We start from the raw sequence: 20850 nt of genomic DNA, 5'->3' as shown, positions 1-20850 counted from the left end.
AGTTGGCACGCGCCAGCCCCAGGCGCTTAACCCCGCCATCAGGATGGGACGGATGGTGCCGGGCCGTTGACAAGGCAGAAAGGGGGCTGTTTAGCTTGCCGTTTGAAGACAACCGCCGCGGAAGGAATGGTGTGGCGTGAGCTCTACCTGGCTGCCCGGGCGTGACATGGGCCCCCTCTCAGAGTCTGATGCCGAGGTGTATGTTGCCTCGGTGTGCTTCAAGACCGGGCCGCCGGGTGCTGCGGGGGTGGAGGTCGAGCGATTGGTCCACGACGTCTCGGACCCCCGGTTTCCGGTTCCGGTTGCACGGGTCAGCGACGCTGTGGCGGCATCGGCAGGACCGTTGCCCGGCGGGGGAGTGATCAGCTTTGAGCCCGGCGGGCAGCTGGAGGTCAGCTCAGCCTGTGCGGCGGGTCTTCCCGCCCTCATTGCGGCGACCCGCGCAGACCTGGCAGCCGTTGAGGCCCTGCTGGCGGACCGCGGCCTTTGCTTCGGCACGGTGGCCCTGGATGCCGGCCGGCCGGCCGTGCGGACTTTGGATCATCCACGGTACGCCGCGATGGAGCAACATTTTGACCGTTTCGGCCCCGCCGGCCGGACGATGATGTGCTCCACGGCGTCCCTGCAGCTTTCCCTGGATGCCGGATTCGACAATCCCGGGCCGACCGGCGCAGCGCAACGGTGGGCGCGGCTGCACAACCTCCTGCCGGTCCTCGTTGCCATGTTTGCCAATTCCCCGTTCCTTCACGGCGTCCCGAGCGGCTGGCACAGCAGCCGGCAGCGTATCTGGCTGGCCATGGACCCGACCCGGACCGCCATGGTTCCGCCTTCGGCGGACCCGCGCCTGGCCTGGGCCCGCTACGCACTCGACGCGCTGGTGCTGTGCATCCCCTCAAAGGAGGCTGGCTGGGAAGCGCCGCGCGGGCTGACGATGCGGAACTGGCTGCGCGGGGAAGGCCCGAGGCCCGCCACGCAGGATGACCTGGAATACCACCTGACAACCCTGTTCCCGCCGGTCCGGCCACGGGGGTTCCTGGAGATCAGGGTGATCGACGCACAGGCAGGCACCGATTGGGAGCCGGTCACGGCCCTGGTGACCGCGCTCATGGACGATGAACACGCAGCCGACCTCGCCGCGGAGGCCTGCGCCCCGGTTGCTTCGCTGCCTGATCCGATCAGGACCGCCGCCCGTCACGCCTTGGCGGATCCCGTGCTCGCCTCGGCGGCCCTTGGCTGCGCCGAGGCCGCCCTCCTGGCGTTGCCCCGTCTGGGCGTGGACGCCGCGACGCGCACCCGGGCGGAAGATTTCGTTGACCGCCATACGGCGCGGGGGCGGTGCCCTGCGGAGGAGCGGCTGGACCGGTGGCAAAGAACCGGGAGCTGTTTTGGTCCGTCACAGCACGAGGAGGATCGCGAAAATGCCAGGTAGCCATCCCAGAGCCGATACCGGCCCCGAAACTCTCAGGGCTTTCATCGCCGACGGGCTGGAAAGGGCCCGGAACCGGACGCACGCCCTGACTGAGTGCGACGAGGAGGAGCTGCTGAAGCAGCACTCGCCGCTGATGTCACCGCTGGTCTGGGACCTGGCGCATGTCGGCAGCCAGGAGGAAATCTGGCTGGTGCGCGACGTCGGGAAAATGGAGCCGGTGCGGTGCGACATCGACCAGATGTACGACGCGTTCCAGCATCCGCGCAGCGCCCGGCCCACGCTCCCGCTGCTTTCGCCGGAGGAGTCCCGAAAATACCTTGCCCAGGTCCGTGCCAAGGCGCTCGATATCCTGGACCGGACCCCTTTGGAAGGCTCGCCGCTGGTGGACCGGGGCTTCGCCTTCGGAATGATCATCCAGCACGAGCAGCAGCACGACGAGACGATGCTGGCCACGCACCAGCTCCGCGTCGGTGCGCCGGTCCTGCAGGCCCGGACGTTGACGGCCGATGTCCTTCCCACAGACCGGCCCGCTCTGGCGAAGGAGGTGCTGGTCCGTGCGGGGACGTTCATGATGGGGACCTCGGTGGAGCCGTGGGCATTGGACAACGAACGCCCGGCCCACGCGGTGGATCTGCCTGCCTACTGGATCGACACGGTCCCGGTGACCAACGGCGCCTACCGGTCCTTCATCGACGACGGCGGCTACCGCAACCCCCGCTGGTGGACCGCCGAGGGATGGAACCATGTCAGGGAAGCCGGGCTGGTGGCGCCCAAGTACTGGGAACGGGACGGTGACCGGTGGATCAGGACCAGGTTCGGCGTCGTTGAACCGGTGCCGGACGATGAGCCGGTGCAGCACGTGTGCTGGTTCGAAGCGGACGCGTACGCCCGCTGGGCCGGGCGACGGCTTCCGACCGAGGCAGAGTGGGAAAAGGCGGCGCGCTACGACCCCGGGTCCGGGTGCTCGCGGCGCTACCCATGGGGAGATGACGATCCCGCACCCCATCACGCGAACCTGGGCGGATCGGCCCTGCGGCCTTCTCCGGCCGGCTCCTACCCGGGCGGAGCCTCACCGCTGGGAGTGCGCCAGCTCATCGGTGATGTCTGGGAATGGGTCTCCAGCGACTTCCGCCCCTACCCCGGATTCAACGCGTTCCCGTATCAGGCATACAGCGAAGTGTTTTTCGGGTCTGACTACAAGGTGCTGCGCGGAGGCTCCTGGGCGGCGGACCCGGCCGCGTGCCGGGGGACATTCCGGAACTGGGACTACCCCATCCGGCGGCAAATCTTTGCCGGCTTCCGCACGGCGCGCGACGCCGAACCGGCCGAGGTGCGCTAGCCGTGTGCCGTCACCTCGCCTACATCGGGCCCCCGATGCCGCTGGCGGAGCTGCTGTTCGCTCCGGCGTACGGGTTGCTGACGCAGTCCTGGGCACCCAGGCGGCAGCGGAACGGGACCGTAAACGCTGACGGTTTCGGCGTCGGATGGTATGCCCCGGGGGATCCCGTACCTGCCCGGTACCGCCGCGCGATCCCGATCTGGGCGGACAGGTCCTTCGCCGACGTCGCCAGGGTTACCTCCAGCCGGGCCGTGCTCGCGGCCGTCCGGTCAGCGACATCAGGGATGACGCAGGAGGAGTCAGCTGCTGCCCCTTATGCGCACGGCTCCTGGCTCTTCAGCCACAACGGGCGCGTCGAGGGATGGCCGGATGCCTTGGAAGGCCTGGCCGCGTCACTTCCGCCCGCCCGCCTGCTGGCCCTTGAAGCCCAGGTCGACTCCGCACTGCTCTGGGCACTCGTGCTGGAACGGCTCGCCGCAGGGGCCACCCCCGGGGATGCGCTGGCGCACGTGGTCGGCACTGTCGCTGCCGTCACCGGCGGTCGGCTGAACTTCCTGCTCACCGACGGCACGGGCATCGCGGCCACGGCCGCCGGGGACACCCTTTTTTGGCGAACCGGCGCCGGGAGCGTCGTGGTGGCCAGTGAACCCTTTGACGACGGCCCCGGCTGGCAGGAGGTGCCGGACAACTCCCTTCTGACCGCCACCGCCAGCCACGTCACCATACGTCCGATTCCCGCCCACACGAAGGAACAGGTGGCCCCATGAGCCTCTCCACCGATCGCCCGGACATCATCCACCACCTGCCTCCTGACCACCTGGGACGCAGCCTGCGCGCCGATGTGCGGGCAGGGCTCAGCGCTTCGCCGAAAACGCTGCCGCCCAAGTGGTTCTACGACAAGCTGGGCAGCGAACTTTTTGAGCGCATCACCGGCCTCCCGGAGTACTACCCGACACGGGCCGAACGCGAGGTGCTGGAGCTCTACGCAGCAGAGATGGCGGCCGCAAGTCCTGCGCAGACTCTGATCGAGCTCGGGTCCGGATCGTCCCGGAAAACCCCGCTGCTGCTGAACGCGCTGAGGGCGGAGGGATCCCTTCGCCGCTACGTTGCCGTGGACGTCAGCGACAGCGCGCTGCTGGAGGCCCGGAACGAATTGGCTCCTGCTTTTCCAGGCCTTGAGCTGCAGGCCGTGGCAGCGGATTTTGAGACCCAGCTGCACCTGCTGCCGCGGGCGGGACGCCGCATGGTCGCGTTCCTGGGCGGCACCATCGGTAATTTTGAGCCGGTGGCGCGGGCCCGCTTCCTCTCCAATGTCCGTGAGCTGCTCGGCGCCGACGGTGGTTCCCTCCTTCTTGGCACGGACCTGGTGAAGTCACCGCACGTCCTTGTTCCGGCCTACGCCGACGCCGAGGGAGTCACGGCGGACTTTAACCGGAACGTGCTGCGCGTCCTCAACTCCGAGCTGGGCGCCGATTTCGACGTGATGGCTTTTGAGCACGTGGCCGTGTGGATGCCCCAGGAGGAATGGATCGAGATGCGGCTGCGCGCCAGCCGGCCCATGCTGGTACGCCTCCCGGGGGTGGACATGGACGTCCGGTTCCACGAAGGCGAGGAGCTCCGGACGGAGATTTCGGCCAAGTTCCGCCTCGAGGGCGTCGTCGAAGAAATCGAGGCGGCGGGGTTCTCCGCCATCGGGCAGTGGACCGACCGGCAGAACCGTTACGCGATGACCCTGGCCGAAGCCATCTAAGCAGGCAAGGAAGAAACACGGCATGGGACTCATCCATATCGACCTTTTCGCGACCCTCGACGGCGTCGCGCAGGCGCCCGGCGGGCCGGACGAGGACACCGACGACGGTTTCGCGTTTGGCGGCTGGCAGGCGCCTCTCATAGACGAGGTCGTCGGCGAGCAGGTCGACTCCGGGATGACGGGGATGGACGCGCTGCTTCTCGGGCGCCGGACCTACGACATCTTCGCGGCGTACTGGCCGCACGCGGACGGGGGCATTGCACGGCTGTTCAACCGCCTCCCGAAATACGTGGCCTCGCGCCATGCGCCGACCCTCGAGTGGGCCGGCTCCACACTGCTCGGCGCTGACGTCGTCGCCGCCGTGCGGGACCTGCGCGACCGGCACGAGAACATCCACGTCATCGGAAGTCTCGACTTCGTGCAGACCCTGTTCGCCGAGCGGCTCTTCGACCGGCTCACGCTCTGGGTGTATCCGATCCTCCTCGGCCGTGGAAAGAAGGTCTTCGCCGACGGGGTGGTTCCGACGAACCTCAGACTCATCGAGCCGGTCGTCGCCTCACCGAAGGGTGCGGTGCTGCAGCGCTACGCGCTCGCCGAGGGCACGCCTGGCGTCGGCGATATGTCGGCCGGCGACCAGGGCTAGGCGTGGTTCCCAATACCGGCGCTGTGTTCAGGTACCCGACGACATTCCCCAAAGGAAGCCGACCAACCGTCGGACCTCGGTCCCGGTGTTGTAGTAGTGCACCGATGCCCGCACCACCAGGTCCTCCCCCTCCCGCCCTGCGGGGATGGAGCCGCCCGGGGCGGAGGGCCGCGGTACCACCGAGACATTGATCCGGTGGTCCGCCAGCCGGGCCCTGATGTTCCGGGCGTCGTGTCCCTTCACCGAAAACGTGACGATGCCGCACCGGGTGATCCCGACGTCGTGGACCGTGACCGCGGGAACCGCCGCCACTTCGGTGCGCAACTGCTCCGCAAGTCCGGCGATGCGCTCCTGGACAGCGTCCAGGCCCAGGGCCAGGGCGTAATCGACTGCCCGGCCCAGGCCCAGCCGTCCGGCGGCACTGCCCTCCCAGCTCTCGAAGCGCCGGGCATCGTGGCGGACTTCAAGGCCCCCGGTGCCGGCCGGAACGGCGGAATGCCCGTCCAGCATGGCCGGCTCAAGCCGTTCCAGGACCGGGGCGCGGACATAGAGGAACGCGGTGCCGCGCGGTCCGCGCAGGAACTTCCGTCCGGTTCCCGCCAGCACGTCGCACCCCAATGCCTGCACGTCCAACGGCATCTGGCCCACCGACTGGCAGGCGTCGAGCACAAACATCACCCCGGCAGCGCGGCAGCGCCTGCCCACCTCCGCCGCCGGATTCACCAGGCCGTTAGACATCGGCACATGTGCCAGGGCGACCATGGCCACGTTGCCGCGGTCCAGCTCCCGCTGCAGGTGCTCCACGTCAACCTGTCCGTGGCGATCGTCGTCGAGCACCACAATCTGCAGCTCGTTACGGCGCGCAAGCTGCCGCAGCGCAATGACGTTTCCTGCGTACTCGGTGCGGCCGATCAGCAGCCGGGTCCGGGGGACGAAGGGGAAGCTGTAGACCGCCATCGCCCAGGCGCGGCTGCCGCTCTCGGCCAGGGCTATCTCGTTCGGTTCCGCCCCGATCAGCCGCGCCACCGAGGAGTACACTCCCTCCAGCCGGCCGGCAGCCTCCTCTGCCGCCTCATAGCCGCCGATCTCCTCCTCACGGCGTAAATGACCCACGACGGTGTCCACTACAGGACCAGGGGGCAACGAGCTCCCCGCATTGTTCAGATGGGTCACGTTCAGGACGCCACGGGTCTGGCTGCGCACCGCTTCGACATCAATTGGCATAAATCACATCCTGCCGCACGGCACACACGCCGTCATCGGCGGTGAAGGTCAGCTGATCCGGAAAATCTTCCCCAGCGCCGGCATGTGGATCAGCGTCTCGACGACGGGCCGGCCGGTAATGGACTGGATCGCTTCCGCATATCCCCGCAGCTGGCCGACGTACTTGTCCCTGATATGGCCGATCGGGTCCTTGCCCGGATAGGACTTGTGGTCCACCAGCACATACCCGGCCGGTGTCTCCAGCAGGAGGTCGATCCACCCTTCCATCAGCTGGTTGTCCGATTTCCGCCAGGCAACCGACTGCTCGGTGATGACCGTCGCGCCGGGGTACTGCCCGGCGAAGAAGGTGAGCATCCGCTCACCGGCTTCCACCACAACGCCCGGTTCGACGGCGGATGCCGCGCCCCAGCGGTCAAGGAGCCGCTGCGCCGCGCTGAGCCGGACTTCGGCATCCAGATCGGCCAGCGGCAGCGCGAAGTAGCCATGGATGGCCGAGCCCACGTGGTCCCAGTTGGGCGCTCCGTGCGGGATCAGCTGCGGCCCAAGGACCGCGGCCTCCGTGACGTCCGCAACGAAGCCAAAGCTTTCCAAAGAGCTGGCCGTCACGCGCGCCGGCTTGTGCGAAACCGGAGACGCCACGGCCAGGGAATCCTCGAATTCCCCGCCCGCGCCCTCGCCCCCGGAAGCGCGCTCATCCACCGGCTCATAGCTGAAGGCATCCACCGAGAGGGTGTGTTCGGCGTCGCGGCCGAGGACGGCCAGGGTGCCTTTGTTGCCGGCTCCCGCCGTCCACTCCACGATGGGCCCGGACGCGAGGGTGTTCAGCGACGCCGGGGCCGGTTTGGCGGCTGCCAGGCAGGTCACGCTGACCGAGCGGGTCAGGCCCACGTAGAGGACGCGCGCCGAGTCCGCCTGCCGTCGCGCGAGAACCCGCTGCGCCACAACTGATTCGTCTGCCACTCCGGAGAGCGGCTTGAATCCCTTGGCGCCAAACGGCCAGGGCCAGAAGCGGATCCACCGGCCGGCGAGGGGGTTCCGGACATCGATTTCCGCCACGCCCTCGACGCTCACACCCCAGGGGCTCGCAGCAACGGGGGTGTCGAGGCTCGCCAGCACCACTGCCGGCCATTCGAGCCCCTTGGCCTTGTGATAGGTCAGGACGTTGACGACGTCGTCGCCGAAGTTCTCGCTGCCGGCGCTGTCGGCGTCGGCCAGGAACTTGAGCGAGCCGCCCAGGGTGACGGGCTTGCCCAGGGCGGCACACGATTGGTAGTACCGCTCCAGCATCGAGCGCAGCGCGTCCAGATTCTTGAGCCGGGTTCCCGGGCTGCTCCACGATTTGATGAGCCGGGCAACACCGAGCCGGGAGACGACTTCCTCCATGATCTCGGTGGGGGTGCACAGCGTGGCCAGGCCGCGGAGCTCCACCAGCCCGGTGACCTGCGGGTCGCTGGCCCAGCGCCGGAGTTCCTCCTTCGGCTCCGCGGCGTCGAACAAGGCGGGCACCCAGCGGCCGAATTGGGCGTGCCCGGGGTGCAGGTGGGCCAGCTCGGCCAGGGCTACCGTGTCGTCGTCGGAGGCGACAAAGGCCATCCCGGCACGGACCAGCTGGATTTCCCGCGCGGCGAACAGCGGGGACGTGTGGGTGGTTGCCTTGAGCCCGAGCGCTGTCAGTTCAGCAGCGATAGCCTCCACGCTGGCGTTTGACCGGGCCAGGACGGCGACGTCGGACGCCTTGAAGCCACGGCGCCGGATCAGGTCAACGACGCCGGCGGCGATGGCCCGCCGCTGTGCCGGAACCGTCTTCGCTGCCAGGGTCCAGGTTTCCCGGGAACCGCCCAGGGCGTTCTTCGGATGGGAAGGATCGAGGCGGGCGTCCGGAACCGTCAGCCGTACTTCATCCTCGCTCAGCTCCGGGAACATGGCGAGGCTGATCCCGTTGGAGAGGTCAATGACTGCTTCTTTGGACCGCCAGGAATCATGGAGCTGGGTCTTGTGCTCAATCCGGGCGGCGACGGCCTTCATCAGCTCCGGGTCCGTGCCGCGGAATTCGTAGATGGCCTGCTTGGAGTCCCCGACCCAGACGACCTTGTCCACCAGTTCGGCGAACCTGGTGAAGAGCTGGAGCTGCAGCGGGCTGGTGTCCTGGAATTCGTCCACCACCATGAACTTGATCCGTCCGGCGATGGAGGCGCGGAACTCCGGGTTGTTCTCCAGCAGATCCAGGACCAGGGTTTCCTGGTCTGCGAAGTCAATCAGCCCGTACTGTCGCTTGAAGTCCGCGAAGCGGTCCAGGCACGAGGCGGCGCAGGCAAACAGCAGTTCGGTGAATTCCCTCAGCTCGGTCTGGAAGGCGGGGTTGGCCGCCAGATCGGCTTCGACCGCGGAAATGTAGTCTTCCAGCTGCCGTTTGGCGTCCGCATTCGGGACCCCGGCCGCATCGATCCAGAAGCGCCACGGGGCGTCCTCCGGGGAGGCCTGGGCCAGCACTGGCTCGAGCAGGGCGATCGAGGCGAGCAGGTTCTTGGGCGGAGTCTTGCCGGCCTCAACAAGGTCCGCTTTCAGCCCGCGGAGGCTCATCAGGCCCTCCAGGAGCTGGTGGGACCAGGAGGCGCGGTCATCGAGGGCCGCCGGGCCAAGGACCTGCTGCAGCCCCTGCCAGGACAACGAGGCGGAGCGGGCCAGGCTTGAGGGGGCGATCCTGTTGCTGCGTGCGGCATCCGTGATGTCGCGGACGATTTTGCGCCAGTCGGTGTCGCTTCCGCGGACGTCCGTTTCGCCGTCGTGCCCCAGCCGGAGGGCCAGCGGCTGGATTCTCGGCGTGAACTCCGCGAACACGTCGTCCGTGGCCAGCTGGAAGATCCGGAGCTGTTCGTCTTCGGCGATGACCTGCAGCGCGGGCGAGAGCCCGGCGTCGACGGCGTATTCCTGGAGCAGCCGGCTGCAGACGCTGTTGACGGTGCCCACCATGCTGACGGACATCTGCCGGGCGGCGTCGGGGCGTTCCTGGCCGAAGAGTTCGGCCTGGACCCGGTCGATGAGTTCCGCGGCGGCCTTCTTCGTGAAGGTGGTGGCCAGGATCTGGCTGGGTTTAGTGCCATTGTTGATTTCGCGGGCGATTTCGCCCATCAGGCTGTAAGTCTTGCCGGTGCCGGCGCTGGCCGTGATCATCGTGACGTTGCCCGGTGCGTGGTTCATGACAGATCCCCCTTGAGGCCGCAGAGTGCGGAGAAGTCGCAGAAGTTGCAGGGCGGCTTCTGGTAGAGCCTGCCGTCCGCCGTCGCCGTTTCCCGCTGCTCATCGGAGGTTCCCAGCTCCTGCCGGCCGGCGGCCAGGACGCGTCCGCCGACGACTTCGGCGATGGAGAATTCGGCGGCGCGGACGGAACGCTGCCAGGTGCTCCGGCTGGACGCGGGGCTGGCCAGAGCCGGCCCGAAGAGTGTGCTGGTGGAGGCAAACTCGCCCTGTTTGAGCAGATAGTAGGACATCGGGGCGTCCTCGGTGACGGTGGACATCGGGTCCGGCCCGTCGTCCAGGGCCCAGTGGTACAGGGCGAGCTGCATTGCGTCACCCTGGGTGATCTCCTCCCGCCGGTACTTCGAGCGGTTGGTCCACTTGAGGTCGATCACCACGGGTTCGGCCTGCTGGTCTGCGGCGAGGACATCGATGGACCCGGAGACCTGCACGTCGATCCGGGCGCCGTTGACGTTGAACGAGGCCGGCTTGTCGAAGGCATGCTCGGTGGCGCGGATGTAGACCCCTTGGGTCTGCAGGGTCTGGAACAGCTTGATGACGGAGTTCCCGATGATCGGCCGGAGGCCGGCGAGTTTACTTCCATTGCCCGGCAACAGCAGCTCCGAGGCGTAGTCCGGCACGAGTTCGTCCAGTTTGGCCTGGACTTCCTTCGGCTCCGGCACGGCCCGGTTCGCGGCGTAGAGCTCGCCGAAGAGTTCCTCGACCACCTTGTGCACCAGGGTGCCGATCATGGTGTTTCCGGTGGGGACGGATTGCGCGTCGGCCACCTTCAGCCGGCCCTTCTTCTCCAGCACCCACTTCAGCGAGCAGCCGATCAAGGTGCTGAGCTGCGAGTAGGAGAGCTTCTCGGGCATAAAGGCCGGGCGCGGGCCCAGTTCGTGGGCTGCCGGCAGAAGCCGGGCGGGGGAGGGCTGTACCGGGGTCAGCGTGGCGGTCCGGCCGGCGAGGCGCCAGACGCCGTCGTGCACCAGATCGGCGGGGGTGACGCTGAAGGCCGTGATGGCGTGTTCCACTGCCTTTTTGTTCTCCTCCAGGGTTCCCTGCAGGGGAGCCGGAAGGGTGCTGAAGGCGAGGGAGGACAGCACGGGGTGGGCCTTCGTGGGCTCCCCGCTGATCTCGGCGGCGCGCACCAGCAGCAGCCGGCGGGAGTGCCTCGCGGCGTTTACCGCGACGGAGAGTTCCAGCTCAGCAAGGGCCGCCGGATCGGGGAGTTCGACGCCGACACTCTGCAGCGCGAGGCGTTCCGCGTCGTCCCAGTGGCGGGGCCGGGCCTGGCCGTCGTCCTGGCACCCCCACCAGACGAGCGTGTCGACGTCGTCGCACAGTTCGCCCAGACTGCGCAGCGTCACCCAGGGCGCGGCCTCGCCGCCGGCCAGGGGATTGGCGCTGGCGGGAATGACGGATTCCAGGATCCGCGCGATGGTCTTGCGCGTGACCGGCTCCGGCCCGTCGATCAGGGCCGTGAATTCGTTGAGCTGGCTGAGCACGGATTCCAGTTGGGGATGCAGCTGCACGCGGCGGCTGAGCTGGGTGCGCAGCCACTGCGCGCGTTCGACGACGGCGCTGCCGCTGACCGTCCCGTCGTCCGTGAGCAGCCCGGTGCTGAGCAGCAGGTCCAGCTCTGCCGCGACACCGGGGCCAAGGTCCTCGTCGCTGCCGATGTCCTGCAGCGCGCGGAGCCATTCTTCGCCGCCGGTGCCCGGCTGGGCGGCGAGGGCGCGGAGCAGTTGCCGTGCGGCGCCGCGCCGGACGGGGCTGATGGGGAGGTTCAGGAATTCGCCCAGCAGCTGGACGTCCACGGGTCCCCAGATCACGTTGAAGAAGAGGGGGATGATCTGGTCCAGGGCGCGCCAGCGGGAGCGGCTGCTCACGCCGATCCGCGGCAGGCCGCGGAGTTGGAGTTCCTGGTCCAGCAACGCTGTGCTGGCGGAGGCGACGACGGCGGCGCGGTCCGTGCGGGGGTTTTCGGCGGACGCGAGCCAGCGGGCGGTGTGTTCGGCTGCTTCCCACTCGGTCTTGGCGACGAGGACGGTGACCTCGCCTACCGGCCCGGTCTCCGGTGCCGGCTCGGCCACGCCCACGCCGTGGCGTTCGAGGGCGCCGATGAGGCGCTGCCAGATGGCGGGGAACGAGTCGCGGGGGTGCTGGAGTTCCAGCCGGGAGACGCCGAGGGGCCAGCTGGACGTGGCCTCGCTTTCGAGCTCGTGCACGAGTTCCAGCGGATAATCGGCGAAGGCCCGGTCGAGGGGAAGCGGGCTCTGCTCGAGGGACGCGAGGGCTTTCAGCTTGGCGGTTGACCCGTCCGGCGCGATGCCGGTCCAGCCGTTGAGCACAAGCTCGTCGCGCAGCTTCAGCAGGTCCATGGCGGTAGACCAGGGGTCGACGGTGAAGGAGCCGTGGAACCAGGCTTCAGGGGTGTCCTGCTCCGCGAGTCGGGCCATGAACTGCCGGATCCGCGTCGAGTGGCGGGCATCGGGCCCGGTCAATCCCAGCCGGGTCTGGAGCAGTTGGGTCAAGCCCAAGGGCCCGAGCCGGACCGCACCGAGTGCGGAATCGCGATAGGTCCACGGAGCGCGGTCCAGAAACAGGCCAAACAAAACGTTCACATCATCCCCTGGACGTGTAGGACCGACAGTTCCTTGATCATAGGGGGGAGAGTTGGGCAATAAATGGTGTGACGCGTTGGGGTGGCGTTTGTGGCCAAGCGTTTACTTGTCAGTCCGAGTCGAGCGCCATCCATGGGTCAGTCGAGACCAGCATGGTCACGGTGGGCTAGTCGAAGTCGGTTCGGCTGGCGGGCGTTGCGACGGTGGCGAGCAGTGCGCCTGTAATGGGTGACGGCTTGAAGCCCTTGACGACTAGCCAGAGGCCAAGCGAGAACTCCCATAGCGCGATCGGGAGCGCGGCGAGCAGGGTCACGGTGGAGATTCGGTCGATGACGCCGAACATCGTGAGGATGACGGCAGCGAACTGTAGGGGAGCTCCGATGAGTCCAAGCACGGGAATGGCACGCGGCACGAGGCTCGAACGGTACAGCAAGGTCCCCAACAACACAGCATTCACGGCTGGCATGAGGCTCTGTCCGAGCAGGAACGTTCCGTTGTAGAACGCGACGAGCCCGTCGCCCACAGTTGTCAACGAGGTCGCGTTCGCTCCAGGGACTCCGGCTTGCTGCAAGGCAACGAGGGAAAGGATGCTCGCGACGCCAGCGAAGATCATGGCGGCTTCAATCGTGCGACTGGCGACAAAGCCCAGCGCCATGCCTTCGTTTTGCCGCTTGACCACCGGGAACAGCGTGACGGCGGTGCCGATTCCGGCGAGACCGACGATCACCTCGAGCAAGCCTCCCCAGAGCGCGCCAGTGTCGGCGGTGGAGCTGATGATAAAGTCCTTGCCCTTCACGGGACCGTACAGTGTGAGCGTGGGGATCGAAACAAAGGTCATCAGGTAGAAAATACCTGCCACGAGCGCGGTCTTCCTCGTTGAAGTCACCGGGATGCCTTCCATTGTTGGCGCGATGGCCGGCGAGCGATTGCCCGCCCAGTTGTTCGGCTGCGGCATTAATTGTGCCGACCTTCAACTGGGTCCCAGTGTCGTGCTCGGGTGAACACTCGTCAAGGGCACCGCCGTTTCGCGAGCATCCTGATATGAGGTACTCCTCAGCGCCTCGTCTCGTACCTGGTCAGGACCACGCCGCCGGGAAACGTCCGCGTCTCCACCAGGTTCAGGTTCACCCAGCTGTCCAGCGCGGTGAAGAACGGCGTGCCGCCGCCCACCAGGACCGGATGGGTGGCCAGCGCGTACTCGTCGATCAGCCCGGCCCGCATGGCCGCTCCGGCGAGCGTTGCGCCGCCGATGCTCATCGGGCCGCCGTCCCCGGCCTTGAGCCGGGTGATCTCGGCGATCGCGTCGCCGGTGACCAGGCGGGTGTTCCAGTCGACCTTGTCGATCGTCGAGGAGAACACCACCTTTGGCGTGTCCCGCCAGTTCCGCGCGAACTCGATCTCCGCCGGGGTGGCGTTGGGCTGCTGGTCGCCGGTGGGCCAGTAGGAGCTCATGGTCTCCCAGAGCTTGCGGCCGTACAGCGACAGGCTGCTAGCCCGCTCCTGGTCGAGCCACCACTGGAACAGTTCGTCGCTCGGCCCGCTCCAGCCGATGTCGTCGCCAGCCGCGGCGATGTAGCCGTCCAGGGTCAGGTTCATGCCGTAGATCAGTTTCCGCACGGCGCCAGCCTTCCGTCTCGTAGTGGTCGAGGGCGTCATTGAACTCTGTCCTCCCGCATATGATCGGCAGCATCCTGTCCCTCATGGAGCCACCGTAACTGCCCATGATCTGGATGCCATAGCCTTCGGTCCGCGTTTCAACTGAGCTGCCTGGTGAAGGATCGCCACCGGGACACCTCCGGGGCGTCCTTAACGGGGGAGCTGCGCCCGTTAGGCGGTGCCTCCGCCGGAGTTCGTCCCACGGCGGAATGCGTACGCACGACTTCGTCAGTGCAATACTGCGTTGATGAACATCCAAGAGTGGTGGCCTCTGGCCGATGCGGAAACTCGCGACTGGCTCATTGAGCACAACGGCGAGCCGCTGCCACCGAATGTAATCGCCGGCATCATGGCGGTTACGGGCGGCACGACGGATTCTGAGTGGTGGGCTGGCGAATCAGCAGACGGTCCCCAGCTTTCCGACGAGGCTGTGGATTGGATCGAGGCTGTCGCCAACGACGAGGAACCGACTGCCGGTTGAAATATTCTGCCGCGTCCCGCTGAGCGTTCCGTTACGGGCAGGAGCTGGACTCCAAATCGGGCAGGGATCGGTCGGCTCAGAGTGCGTCCGTTCACCGTCCGGCTATCGGCGCCGCTTCGCTCGGGCGGCGAACTCGTCAAGGACCTGAACGACGTCCTTCGCTAGCCAAATTCGGTTTCGTCGTCCGTCTGTGATTTGGGTCAGAATGTTGGCGTCAACGAGGCGGTCGATAGCGACCTGAGCGTTGACGGTCGATATGCCAAGCTGAGCTGCGGCTGCGCCAATCACGGGTTGGCGAAGGAGAACGTCCACGAGCCGGTGGGCTGCCGAGTCTCGTCTCGCGCTGATGCGCCCGCGCCATTCGACCTGCACGATCTCCAGGTCATCGACGAGGATACGGCCGTTGTGCACCGCCGCGAAGGATGCCTCGGCGATTGAACGAACAATCGGGGCGATGTCTCCGGACCGGTACGCACCCAGGGATTCAAAGTATTGGCTGGTGTTGTGGAGCAAGCCTGCGGAGACAGGAACGGCAACGTTTCGGGTGAGCTGTCCTCCGCGCAGCATCGACTGGATGAGGGCGCGACCGACCCTTCCGTTGCCATCGGGGAACGGGTGGATTGTTTCGAATTGGGCGTGAGCGATCGCGGTGTGAACGAGCACGGGAAGGTCGACGCGATTGGCGAAGGCGAAGAGATCGTCCATGAGCGCGGGGACCCGGTCCTGATGGGGAGGGACAAACTGTGCGGTGTGCGGTCCGAGGCTCCCGCCACCGATCCAGACCTGCTGGTCACGCCAATGGCCGACGATTTCGGGATTGCTTTGCTCGAGCAGTGCGCGGTGCATTTCCAGGATGGCGTGGCCGTCGATGGACTCGGACAGGGAAAGAGCTGCTTGCATGGCTCGGACGTTGCCGACGATGAGCTGCGCATTCTTCGAGGCGTGCTCACCGAGCTCCGCCAAGGCGATCTGCCGTGCGCCGCTCGTGAGGTTCTCGATTTCCGAGCTGGAGGCGCTCTCGGTGCGCAGGAGAATGGACGCGAATGGTGCCGCGATTTGACCTACTTCCGCATCGAAGCGGGCCAGCTCGCTCGCGGCCTCTTCAGTTAGCGCGTGCAGCTCGCTACCGAGCGAGATTGTCTGATCGGCGATGAATGCGGGGACCGTCGCCAAGTACGGACCCGCGGCCAGACGCTTCTGCGTTCGTGAGCCATACTCGTCCTGGACGCTGTGCCAGGGCCGTTCTTCATGGCCAAGCGACGGCCGGGGCGACTTCTCCTCAAACGTGGACATGGATCGCGTTTACCAATGTTTATTCACTTATCCATTGGTATGACTTTTCGTTATTCTGCGTTTATTCCAAACGCCGGCTCCCGGCCGGCGGCCGCTCTGGACGATTGCGCGCTCCGGCCGCGATTTCCACATTGTGACGAACGCGAACACGGATATGAGGAAGGCAGCGAAGGTCAGCGCGTGGAGGACGAGCCACAGTCCAGTCTGATGCGGAAGCAGCAGGCTCATGTCCCCTGCCGCATCCGCTCGATTGATGAAGGTGTCATCGATGGGCGTCCAGAAAACTACCGCTTCATCTACTTGTTTCGCCCTTCGTTGCGCGTGTCGCGGATAGACAACGTTGTCAGTGCGATGGACGCTAAATGATGTCCATCAGACAAGTCAACGGTTTGTTGGCGACTCAAGTATGTGAACGAACGGCCAATCTGGTGAGGCCGGTGAAGCGAATGACGGGCAACAGAAAGTTCCCCGCCAACGGACAGCTTGGAAGGGCTATTTTCGGTGCACGGTTCCGTTCGGACCCCTCGACGGGAGCCATGACGCAGCTCCCGTGAACGGGGGTTGGAGGAGATGTGGCGGCAGGCTATTCCACCGGCAGGAGCCAGGTCAGCGCCGAGGCGTCGCCTTCAATGTGGCGGGCCAGCTCCTCGTTGAACCTGGCTCCGTAATCGGCGCGGATGTGTTCCTGGAATGCGGCTTCGTCACGGTAGACCTCGAAAACAAAGTACTCCCGCGGATTTTCTTCCCGTGTATAGGGAAGGAAGAGCTCATTGCCCTGTTCCTGGCGGACGTGCCGGGTCAATTCGAGCATCATCTCCGCGACCCGGGCTTCGCTACCGGGTTTGACGGTGAACTCGGCGTAGAGGGTCTTGGTCATCATGATCCCTTTCAGGTAAAGGTGTTTGGCGGCTGTTCGGAAAGTTTCCCGGCGTCAGGTCGGAGGGCGGAGTTCCCCGGTGCCTCTTTGTATCAGCTCGGACGGGACAACATAGGTATGCGCAGGCTGTTGGTCGCCGTCAATCCTGGCCAGCAGCCGCTCTGCTGCCAGCTTCCCGATTCGCTCGGGGTGCTGGGCGATGACCGTTACGCCGGGATCCATCATGTCGGCAAGCGTGAAGTCATCGAACCCGATCAAGGCCACCTGTTTGCTTAGCCCGAGCTCTCTCAGGGCACGCATGGCGCCGAACGTGACGAGGTTCTGGCTGGAGAAGATCGCCGTCGGTGGTTCCCCCGCAGTGAAAAGTTCCAGCGTGGCCAGCCTCGCTGATTCCTCGTCGTGAAGGTTTTCACGGACGGGAACCGTCGAGGTGGGAATTCCGTACCGACCGATCTCCTCCATGAACCCCCGCCGGCGTTCCCTTGCGGTCTGGATGTCTGTGCGGTCCCCGAGATAGGCGAGTCTGGTGTGGCCGTGGCTGATCAGGTGTGCGGCCGCCTTGGCGGCGCCGGCGGCGTTATCGGTTACGACGGCATCTGCTTCCAGCCCTACCGGTTCACGGTCGATGAAGACCAGGGGCAGATCACGGGAATGCTCCGGGATTACGTACGCCTGGCTTCGGGCGATCGGTGTGAGGATGAGCCCGTCGACGCGCCGGCCAAGAAACGCTGTAACAATGGCCTGCTCCCGCCGGGGGTCGTCATCGAGACTCGCGGCAAAAACCGCTATTCCCCTGGCCCCCAGCGCATCTTCAATTGCCCGGTTGATCTCGCCGCTGAAGGGGTTGGAGACACTTGGGAGCAGGAGCCCGACGGAGAGCGTCCTTCTGCCCGCGCGGCGCAGGCTGCCGGCCGCCATGTCCAGCTGGTAGTTGAGTTGCCGGGAAGCGCTGAGCACCTTTTCCCGGGTGGCCTCCGACACGCCGGGTTCGTCATTGATCACCCGGGAGACGGTCTTAATTCCGACGCCGGCAAGGGCAGCCACGTGGCGCATCGTCGGACGACTGGCGGAAAGGGCCGGCTGGCTACGATCGGACATCGTTGTCAAGAAAATCGCTCCTTCTAAGTTGCATCTATTGACTCTCCGGTGTGATGCTGCTTACATCGTACATGACATCGTTGTCGAGGCCAGTGAGGGCCTCAAACACCAGGAGATTCAATGTTGAGTTCCACAGCGCCTCGTTCGACAACCACCCGCCTGTTCGCTGCAGGAGCAGTGCTGACCTTGGGAGCGCTCAGTCTTACTGCCTGTGGCGGCAGTTCCACCGGGACGTCTGCCAGCGGAGGCGCCACTGACGCAAAGATCGGCGTTTCGCTGATCGTAAAGACCACGTCCAACCCGTACTTCGTAGCAATGGAAGACGGCGCGAAAAAAGCAGCCGAGGGGGGCAATATTGATCTGAAGCTGGCTGCCGGCAAGTCCGACGGCGACGAAGACACCCAGATCCAGGCGATCGAGAATGCCATCTCCAAGGGCGACAAGGGCATCCTCATCACCCCGAACGGGCCCGCCGTCGTCGACGCGATCAAGAAGGCCCGCGACGCAGGCTTGTACGTGATCGCCCTGGACACCCCGCCGGACCCGGCCAGCGCAGTGGACATCACCTTCGCGACCGACAACTTCGCGGCCGGCAAACAGATCGGGCAGTGGACCGCGGCGCAGCTGGATGGCAAGAAGGCCACTATTGCCTTGGTTGATCTGTTCAGCGACAAGGTCGTTTCGGTTGACTACAACCGTGATCAGGGATTCCTGACCGGAATGGGCATCGACACCGCCGACAAAACGAAGAACGGTGACGAGGCCAAGACCGGCAAGTACACGGGCGGTAAGGGCGGGGACTACGAGATCGTCGGCAGCCAGGCCTCCCAGGGCGCCGAGGACGGCGGCCGGACCGCGATGGAAACCCTGCTGTCGAAGAACCCCAACATCAACGTCGTCTACACCATCAACGAACCGGCCGCTGCGGGCGCCTATGAGGCACTGAAGGCTGCGGGCAAAGAAAAGGGCGTGCTGGTCGTCTCCATCGACGGTGGCTGCACCGGCGTGAACAACGTCAAGTCCGGAATCATCGGCGCCACCGCCCAGCAGTACCCCGTCAAGATGGCCCAGCTTGGCGTCCAAGCCATCCACGACCTGGCCACGTCGGGCAAGAAGCCGTCGGTCTCAGCGGGCCTGGACTTCTTCAACACCGGCTCCGCACTGGTCACTGACAAGGCAGTTGCCGGGCTGGATAGCATCGACACCACGGCCGCTTCTCAGATCTGCTGGGGCAAATAACCCCTCCCTTTGCGGGGAGACGTGCCAAGGCGTCTCCCCGCAGCGCGCAGCACGACGACAGTTACAGAACATGGAAGTTCAGGAGCAATTCAAGTGACCCAGCAACAGACCGCCGGCCCGCCGAGCACCGGGCACGCTGATTTGGCCGAGGAATTCCTCGACCGCCAGACCCCTCTCAGCAGAATCCGCAACATTCTCCACCGCTACCCGGCCCTCAGCCCCGCCATTGTCCTGCTGATCGCAGTGGTGGTCTTCGGACTCCTCAATGACCGCTTCCTGCGGGTAGAGAACTTGTCCCTGATCACGCAGCAGGTAGCGGTGGTGGGCACCCTGGCCATCGCTCAGACCCTTATCATCCTGACCGCCGGCATCGACCTCTCCGTCGGCGCGGTCATGATCCTATCCTCGATGGTGATGGCCCAGCTCGCGGTCAGCAACGGTGTTCCCGGGCCGCTGGCACTCATTGCAGGTCTCGCTGTCGGTCTTGCCGCCGGCGCGCTCAACGGCTTCCTGGTCACAAGATTCCGGCTCCCACCGTTCATCGTCACCCTCGGAACGCTGAACATCTTCGTCGCCCTAACGCTGCTCTACTCAGGCGGCAGCACGGTCCGCGGATCTGCGATGCCAGGTGTCCTCACCTGGCTGGGAACCACGTTCCCGGTCGGGGCCGTCCGCATCTCCACAGGCGTCGTCATGATGCTCCTGCTCTACGCCGTTGTCGCCTTCATCCTGGGCAAGACGGCCTGGGGACGGCACGTCTACGCCGTGGGTGATGACAAGGAAGCGGCCCGTCTCGCCGGTATTCCGGTCAGCCGCGTCCTCATGAGCGTCTACCTTGCCGCAGGAGCAGTTCTTGCCGCCGGCGCTTGGATCCAGATCGGCCGCACCAACGCCGCCAGCCCAAACGCCGGTGTCGACCTGAACCTCGACTCCATCACCGCCGTCGTGATCGGCGGAACAAGCCTCTTTGGCGGCCGCGGCTCCATCTGGGGTTCACTGCTCGGAGCGCTGATCGTCGGCGTTTTCCGAAACGGCCTCTCGCTCGCCGGCCTGGACGTCCTGTATCAGACCCTCGCCGTAGGCATCCTGATCATTGTTGCTGTGTCTATCGACCAGTGGATCCGAAAGGTCAAGTCATGACCATGACAGAATCTGCAGCCTCCCATACCGCCACCCGCGAGCCCATCCTCAAGGCCAGGAACCTCGTCAAGACCTTCGGCCGAGTCGTCGGCCTCGATGGCGTCAGCCTGGACCTCTACCCGGGCGAAGTGCTGGCCGTCATCGGCGATAACGGTGCCGGCAAGTCCACACTGATCAAGTGCCTTACCGGCGCCGAAATACCGGACACAGGAGAACTCTACGTATCGGGGAAGCAGGTGCACTTCAAGCGACCGCAGGACGCCCGGGTCCACGGCATCGAAACGGTCTACCAGAACCTGGCCGTCTCCCCGGCACTCGATGTTGCCTCGAACCTATTCCTCGGCCGTGAAGAGCGACTCCCCGGCCCCTTGGGGAGCCTATTCCGGATGCTCGACACCAAAGGCATGCGCCGGAAGGCAAAGGAAGAGCTGACCCGCTTGGGCATCTCCACCCTCCAGGACGTCACAGTGCCGGTAGAAAACCTCTCCGGCGGCCAGCGCCAGGCCGTCGCCGTGGCCCGCGCCGCAGCGTTCGGTTCCAAGGTGGTAGTGCTGGATGAGCCGACGGCGGCACTCGGGGTTCGGGAATCGAACCAGGTGCTGCAGTTAGTCCGGGACCTCCGGGACCGCGGCCTGCCGGTCATCCTGATCAGCCACAACATGCCCCATGTGTTTGACGTCGCGGACCGCATCCACATCCAGCGCCTCGGCAAGTGCGCCGCCACTATCACGCCGCAATCACACACCATGACCGACGCAGTTGCGATCATGACCGGTGCAGCCACCGCCTGAACAGCTGCCGCCTGCCACTAATCAGTCCG

18 protein-coding genes are annotated in these 20850 nt (G+C 65.9%); 10 read left to right on the top strand and 8 right to left on the bottom strand.

The window, feature by feature from the left end:
- Positions 1-136: 136 nt before the first annotated feature.
- The 5 genes from egtA to E5206_RS18070 are packed head-to-tail and all read left to right on the top strand — an operon-like array spanning position 137 to position 5161.
- Positions 137-1429, top strand: coding sequence for an ergothioneine biosynthesis glutamate--cysteine ligase EgtA (gene egtA / locus E5206_RS18090; protein WP_205759963.1), 1293 nt, complete (start codon positions 137-139; stop codon positions 1427-1429).
- Positions 1419-2768, top strand: coding sequence for an ergothioneine biosynthesis protein EgtB (gene egtB, locus E5206_RS18085; protein WP_136323698.1), 1350 nt, complete (start codon positions 1419-1421; stop codon positions 2766-2768). Before egtA ends, egtB begins: the two co-directional genes overlap by 11 nt.
- A gap of 2 nt (positions 2769-2770) precedes the next feature.
- On the top strand, positions 2771-3535 hold the full coding sequence (egtC, locus tag E5206_RS18080) for an ergothioneine biosynthesis protein EgtC (RefSeq protein ID WP_136323697.1): 765 nt from the start codon (positions 2771-2773) through the stop codon (positions 3533-3535).
- The gene (gene egtD, locus E5206_RS18075) at positions 3532-4518 is read left to right on the top strand and encodes an L-histidine N(alpha)-methyltransferase (protein WP_136323696.1); all 987 of its coding nucleotides are present in this window, start codon (positions 3532-3534) and stop codon (positions 4516-4518) included. The genes egtC and egtD overlap by 4 nt, the downstream gene beginning before the upstream one ends.
- Before the next feature lie 22 nt (positions 4519-4540).
- Positions 4541-5161: a dihydrofolate reductase family protein gene (locus E5206_RS18070; protein WP_136323695.1), complete on the top strand. Its 621-nt coding sequence runs from the start codon at positions 4541-4543 to the stop codon at positions 5159-5161.
- Positions 5162-5188: 27 nt separating this feature from the next.
- Here the strand turns inward: E5206_RS18070 and E5206_RS18065 are convergent, their stop codons facing one another.
- The 5 genes from E5206_RS18065 to E5206_RS18045 all read right to left on the bottom strand — a co-directional run bounded on the left by E5206_RS18065 (position 5189) and on the right by E5206_RS18045 (position 13863).
- Positions 5189-6385 (bottom strand): aminotransferase class V-fold PLP-dependent enzyme, encoded by a 1197-nt coding sequence (locus E5206_RS18065; RefSeq protein WP_136323694.1) that lies wholly within the window; start codon positions 6383-6385, stop codon positions 5189-5191.
- A gap of 48 nt (positions 6386-6433) precedes the next feature.
- A complete protein-coding gene (locus tag E5206_RS18060; RefSeq protein WP_136323693.1) occupies positions 6434-9583 on the bottom strand; it encodes a UvrD-helicase domain-containing protein in 3150 nt (1049 codons plus the stop codon).
- Positions 9580-12246, bottom strand: coding sequence for a PD-(D/E)XK nuclease family protein (locus E5206_RS18055; RefSeq protein WP_136323692.1), 2667 nt, complete (start codon positions 12244-12246; stop codon positions 9580-9582). Before E5206_RS18055 ends, E5206_RS18060 begins: the two co-directional genes overlap by 4 nt.
- A 166-nt stretch (positions 12247-12412) precedes the next feature.
- Positions 12413-13201, bottom strand: a complete 789-nt coding sequence (locus E5206_RS18050) for a DUF4386 domain-containing protein (protein ID WP_205759962.1) — start codon at positions 13199-13201, stop codon at positions 12413-12415.
- Positions 13202-13299: 98 nt separating this feature from the next.
- Entirely contained in the window at positions 13300-13863 is a 564-nt protein-coding gene (locus E5206_RS18045; RefSeq protein ID WP_136323691.1) for a dihydrofolate reductase family protein, read from the bottom strand.
- 286 nt (positions 13864-14149) lie between these two features.
- On the opposite strand from E5206_RS18045, the gene E5206_RS18040 reads away from it, so the two are divergent.
- Positions 14150-14383 carry a hypothetical protein gene (locus E5206_RS18040; protein WP_136323690.1) on the top strand — a complete coding sequence of 78 codons (234 nt, stop codon included), beginning with the start codon at positions 14150-14152 and terminating at the stop codon, positions 14381-14383.
- A gap of 102 nt (positions 14384-14485) precedes the next feature.
- Here E5206_RS18040 and E5206_RS18035 read toward each other — a convergent pair whose 3' ends face one another.
- Positions 14486-15676, bottom strand: a complete 1191-nt coding sequence (locus E5206_RS18035) for a Fic family protein (protein ID WP_136323689.1) — start codon at positions 15674-15676, stop codon at positions 14486-14488.
- Positions 15677-15691: 15 nt separating this feature from the next.
- Here E5206_RS18035 and E5206_RS18030 point away from each other — a divergent pair, with 15 nt between their 5' ends.
- Positions 15692-16042 (top strand): hypothetical protein, encoded by a 351-nt coding sequence (locus tag E5206_RS18030; RefSeq protein WP_136323688.1) that lies wholly within the window; start codon positions 15692-15694, stop codon positions 16040-16042.
- A gap of 217 nt (positions 16043-16259) precedes the next feature.
- Here the strand turns inward: E5206_RS18030 and E5206_RS18025 are convergent, their stop codons facing one another.
- Positions 16260-16553 carry an antibiotic biosynthesis monooxygenase gene (locus tag E5206_RS18025; protein WP_136324216.1) on the bottom strand — a complete coding sequence of 98 codons (294 nt, stop codon included), beginning with the start codon at positions 16551-16553 and terminating at the stop codon, positions 16260-16262.
- 54 nt (positions 16554-16607) lie between these two features.
- Positions 16608-17606: a LacI family DNA-binding transcriptional regulator gene (locus tag E5206_RS18020; protein WP_136324215.1), complete on the bottom strand. Its 999-nt coding sequence runs from the start codon at positions 17604-17606 to the stop codon at positions 16608-16610.
- 165 nt (positions 17607-17771) lie between these two features.
- Between E5206_RS18020 and E5206_RS18015 the strand changes: the two genes are divergently transcribed.
- The 3 genes from E5206_RS18015 to E5206_RS18005 all read left to right on the top strand — a co-directional run bounded on the left by E5206_RS18015 (position 17772) and on the right by E5206_RS18005 (position 20821).
- On the top strand, positions 17772-18890 hold the full coding sequence (locus tag E5206_RS18015) for a substrate-binding domain-containing protein (protein WP_136323687.1): 1119 nt from the start codon (positions 17772-17774) through the stop codon (positions 18888-18890).
- A 93-nt stretch (positions 18891-18983) separates the two neighbouring features.
- Entirely contained in the window at positions 18984-20030 is a 1047-nt protein-coding gene (locus E5206_RS18010) for an ABC transporter permease (protein WP_136323686.1), read from the top strand.
- Positions 20027-20821 carry an ATP-binding cassette domain-containing protein gene (locus tag E5206_RS18005; RefSeq protein ID WP_136323685.1) on the top strand — a complete coding sequence of 265 codons (795 nt, stop codon included), beginning with the start codon at positions 20027-20029 and terminating at the stop codon, positions 20819-20821. The genes E5206_RS18010 and E5206_RS18005 overlap by 4 nt, the downstream gene beginning before the upstream one ends.
- Positions 20822-20850 lie beyond the last annotated feature (29 nt).

The organism is Arthrobacter sp. PAMC25564, assembly GCF_004798705.1.
GTDB lineage: Bacteria > Actinomycetota > Actinomycetes > Actinomycetales > Micrococcaceae > Arthrobacter.
Note: the sequence above shows the minus strand (reverse complement) of the source record. Positions and strands in the feature narration are given on the sequence as shown.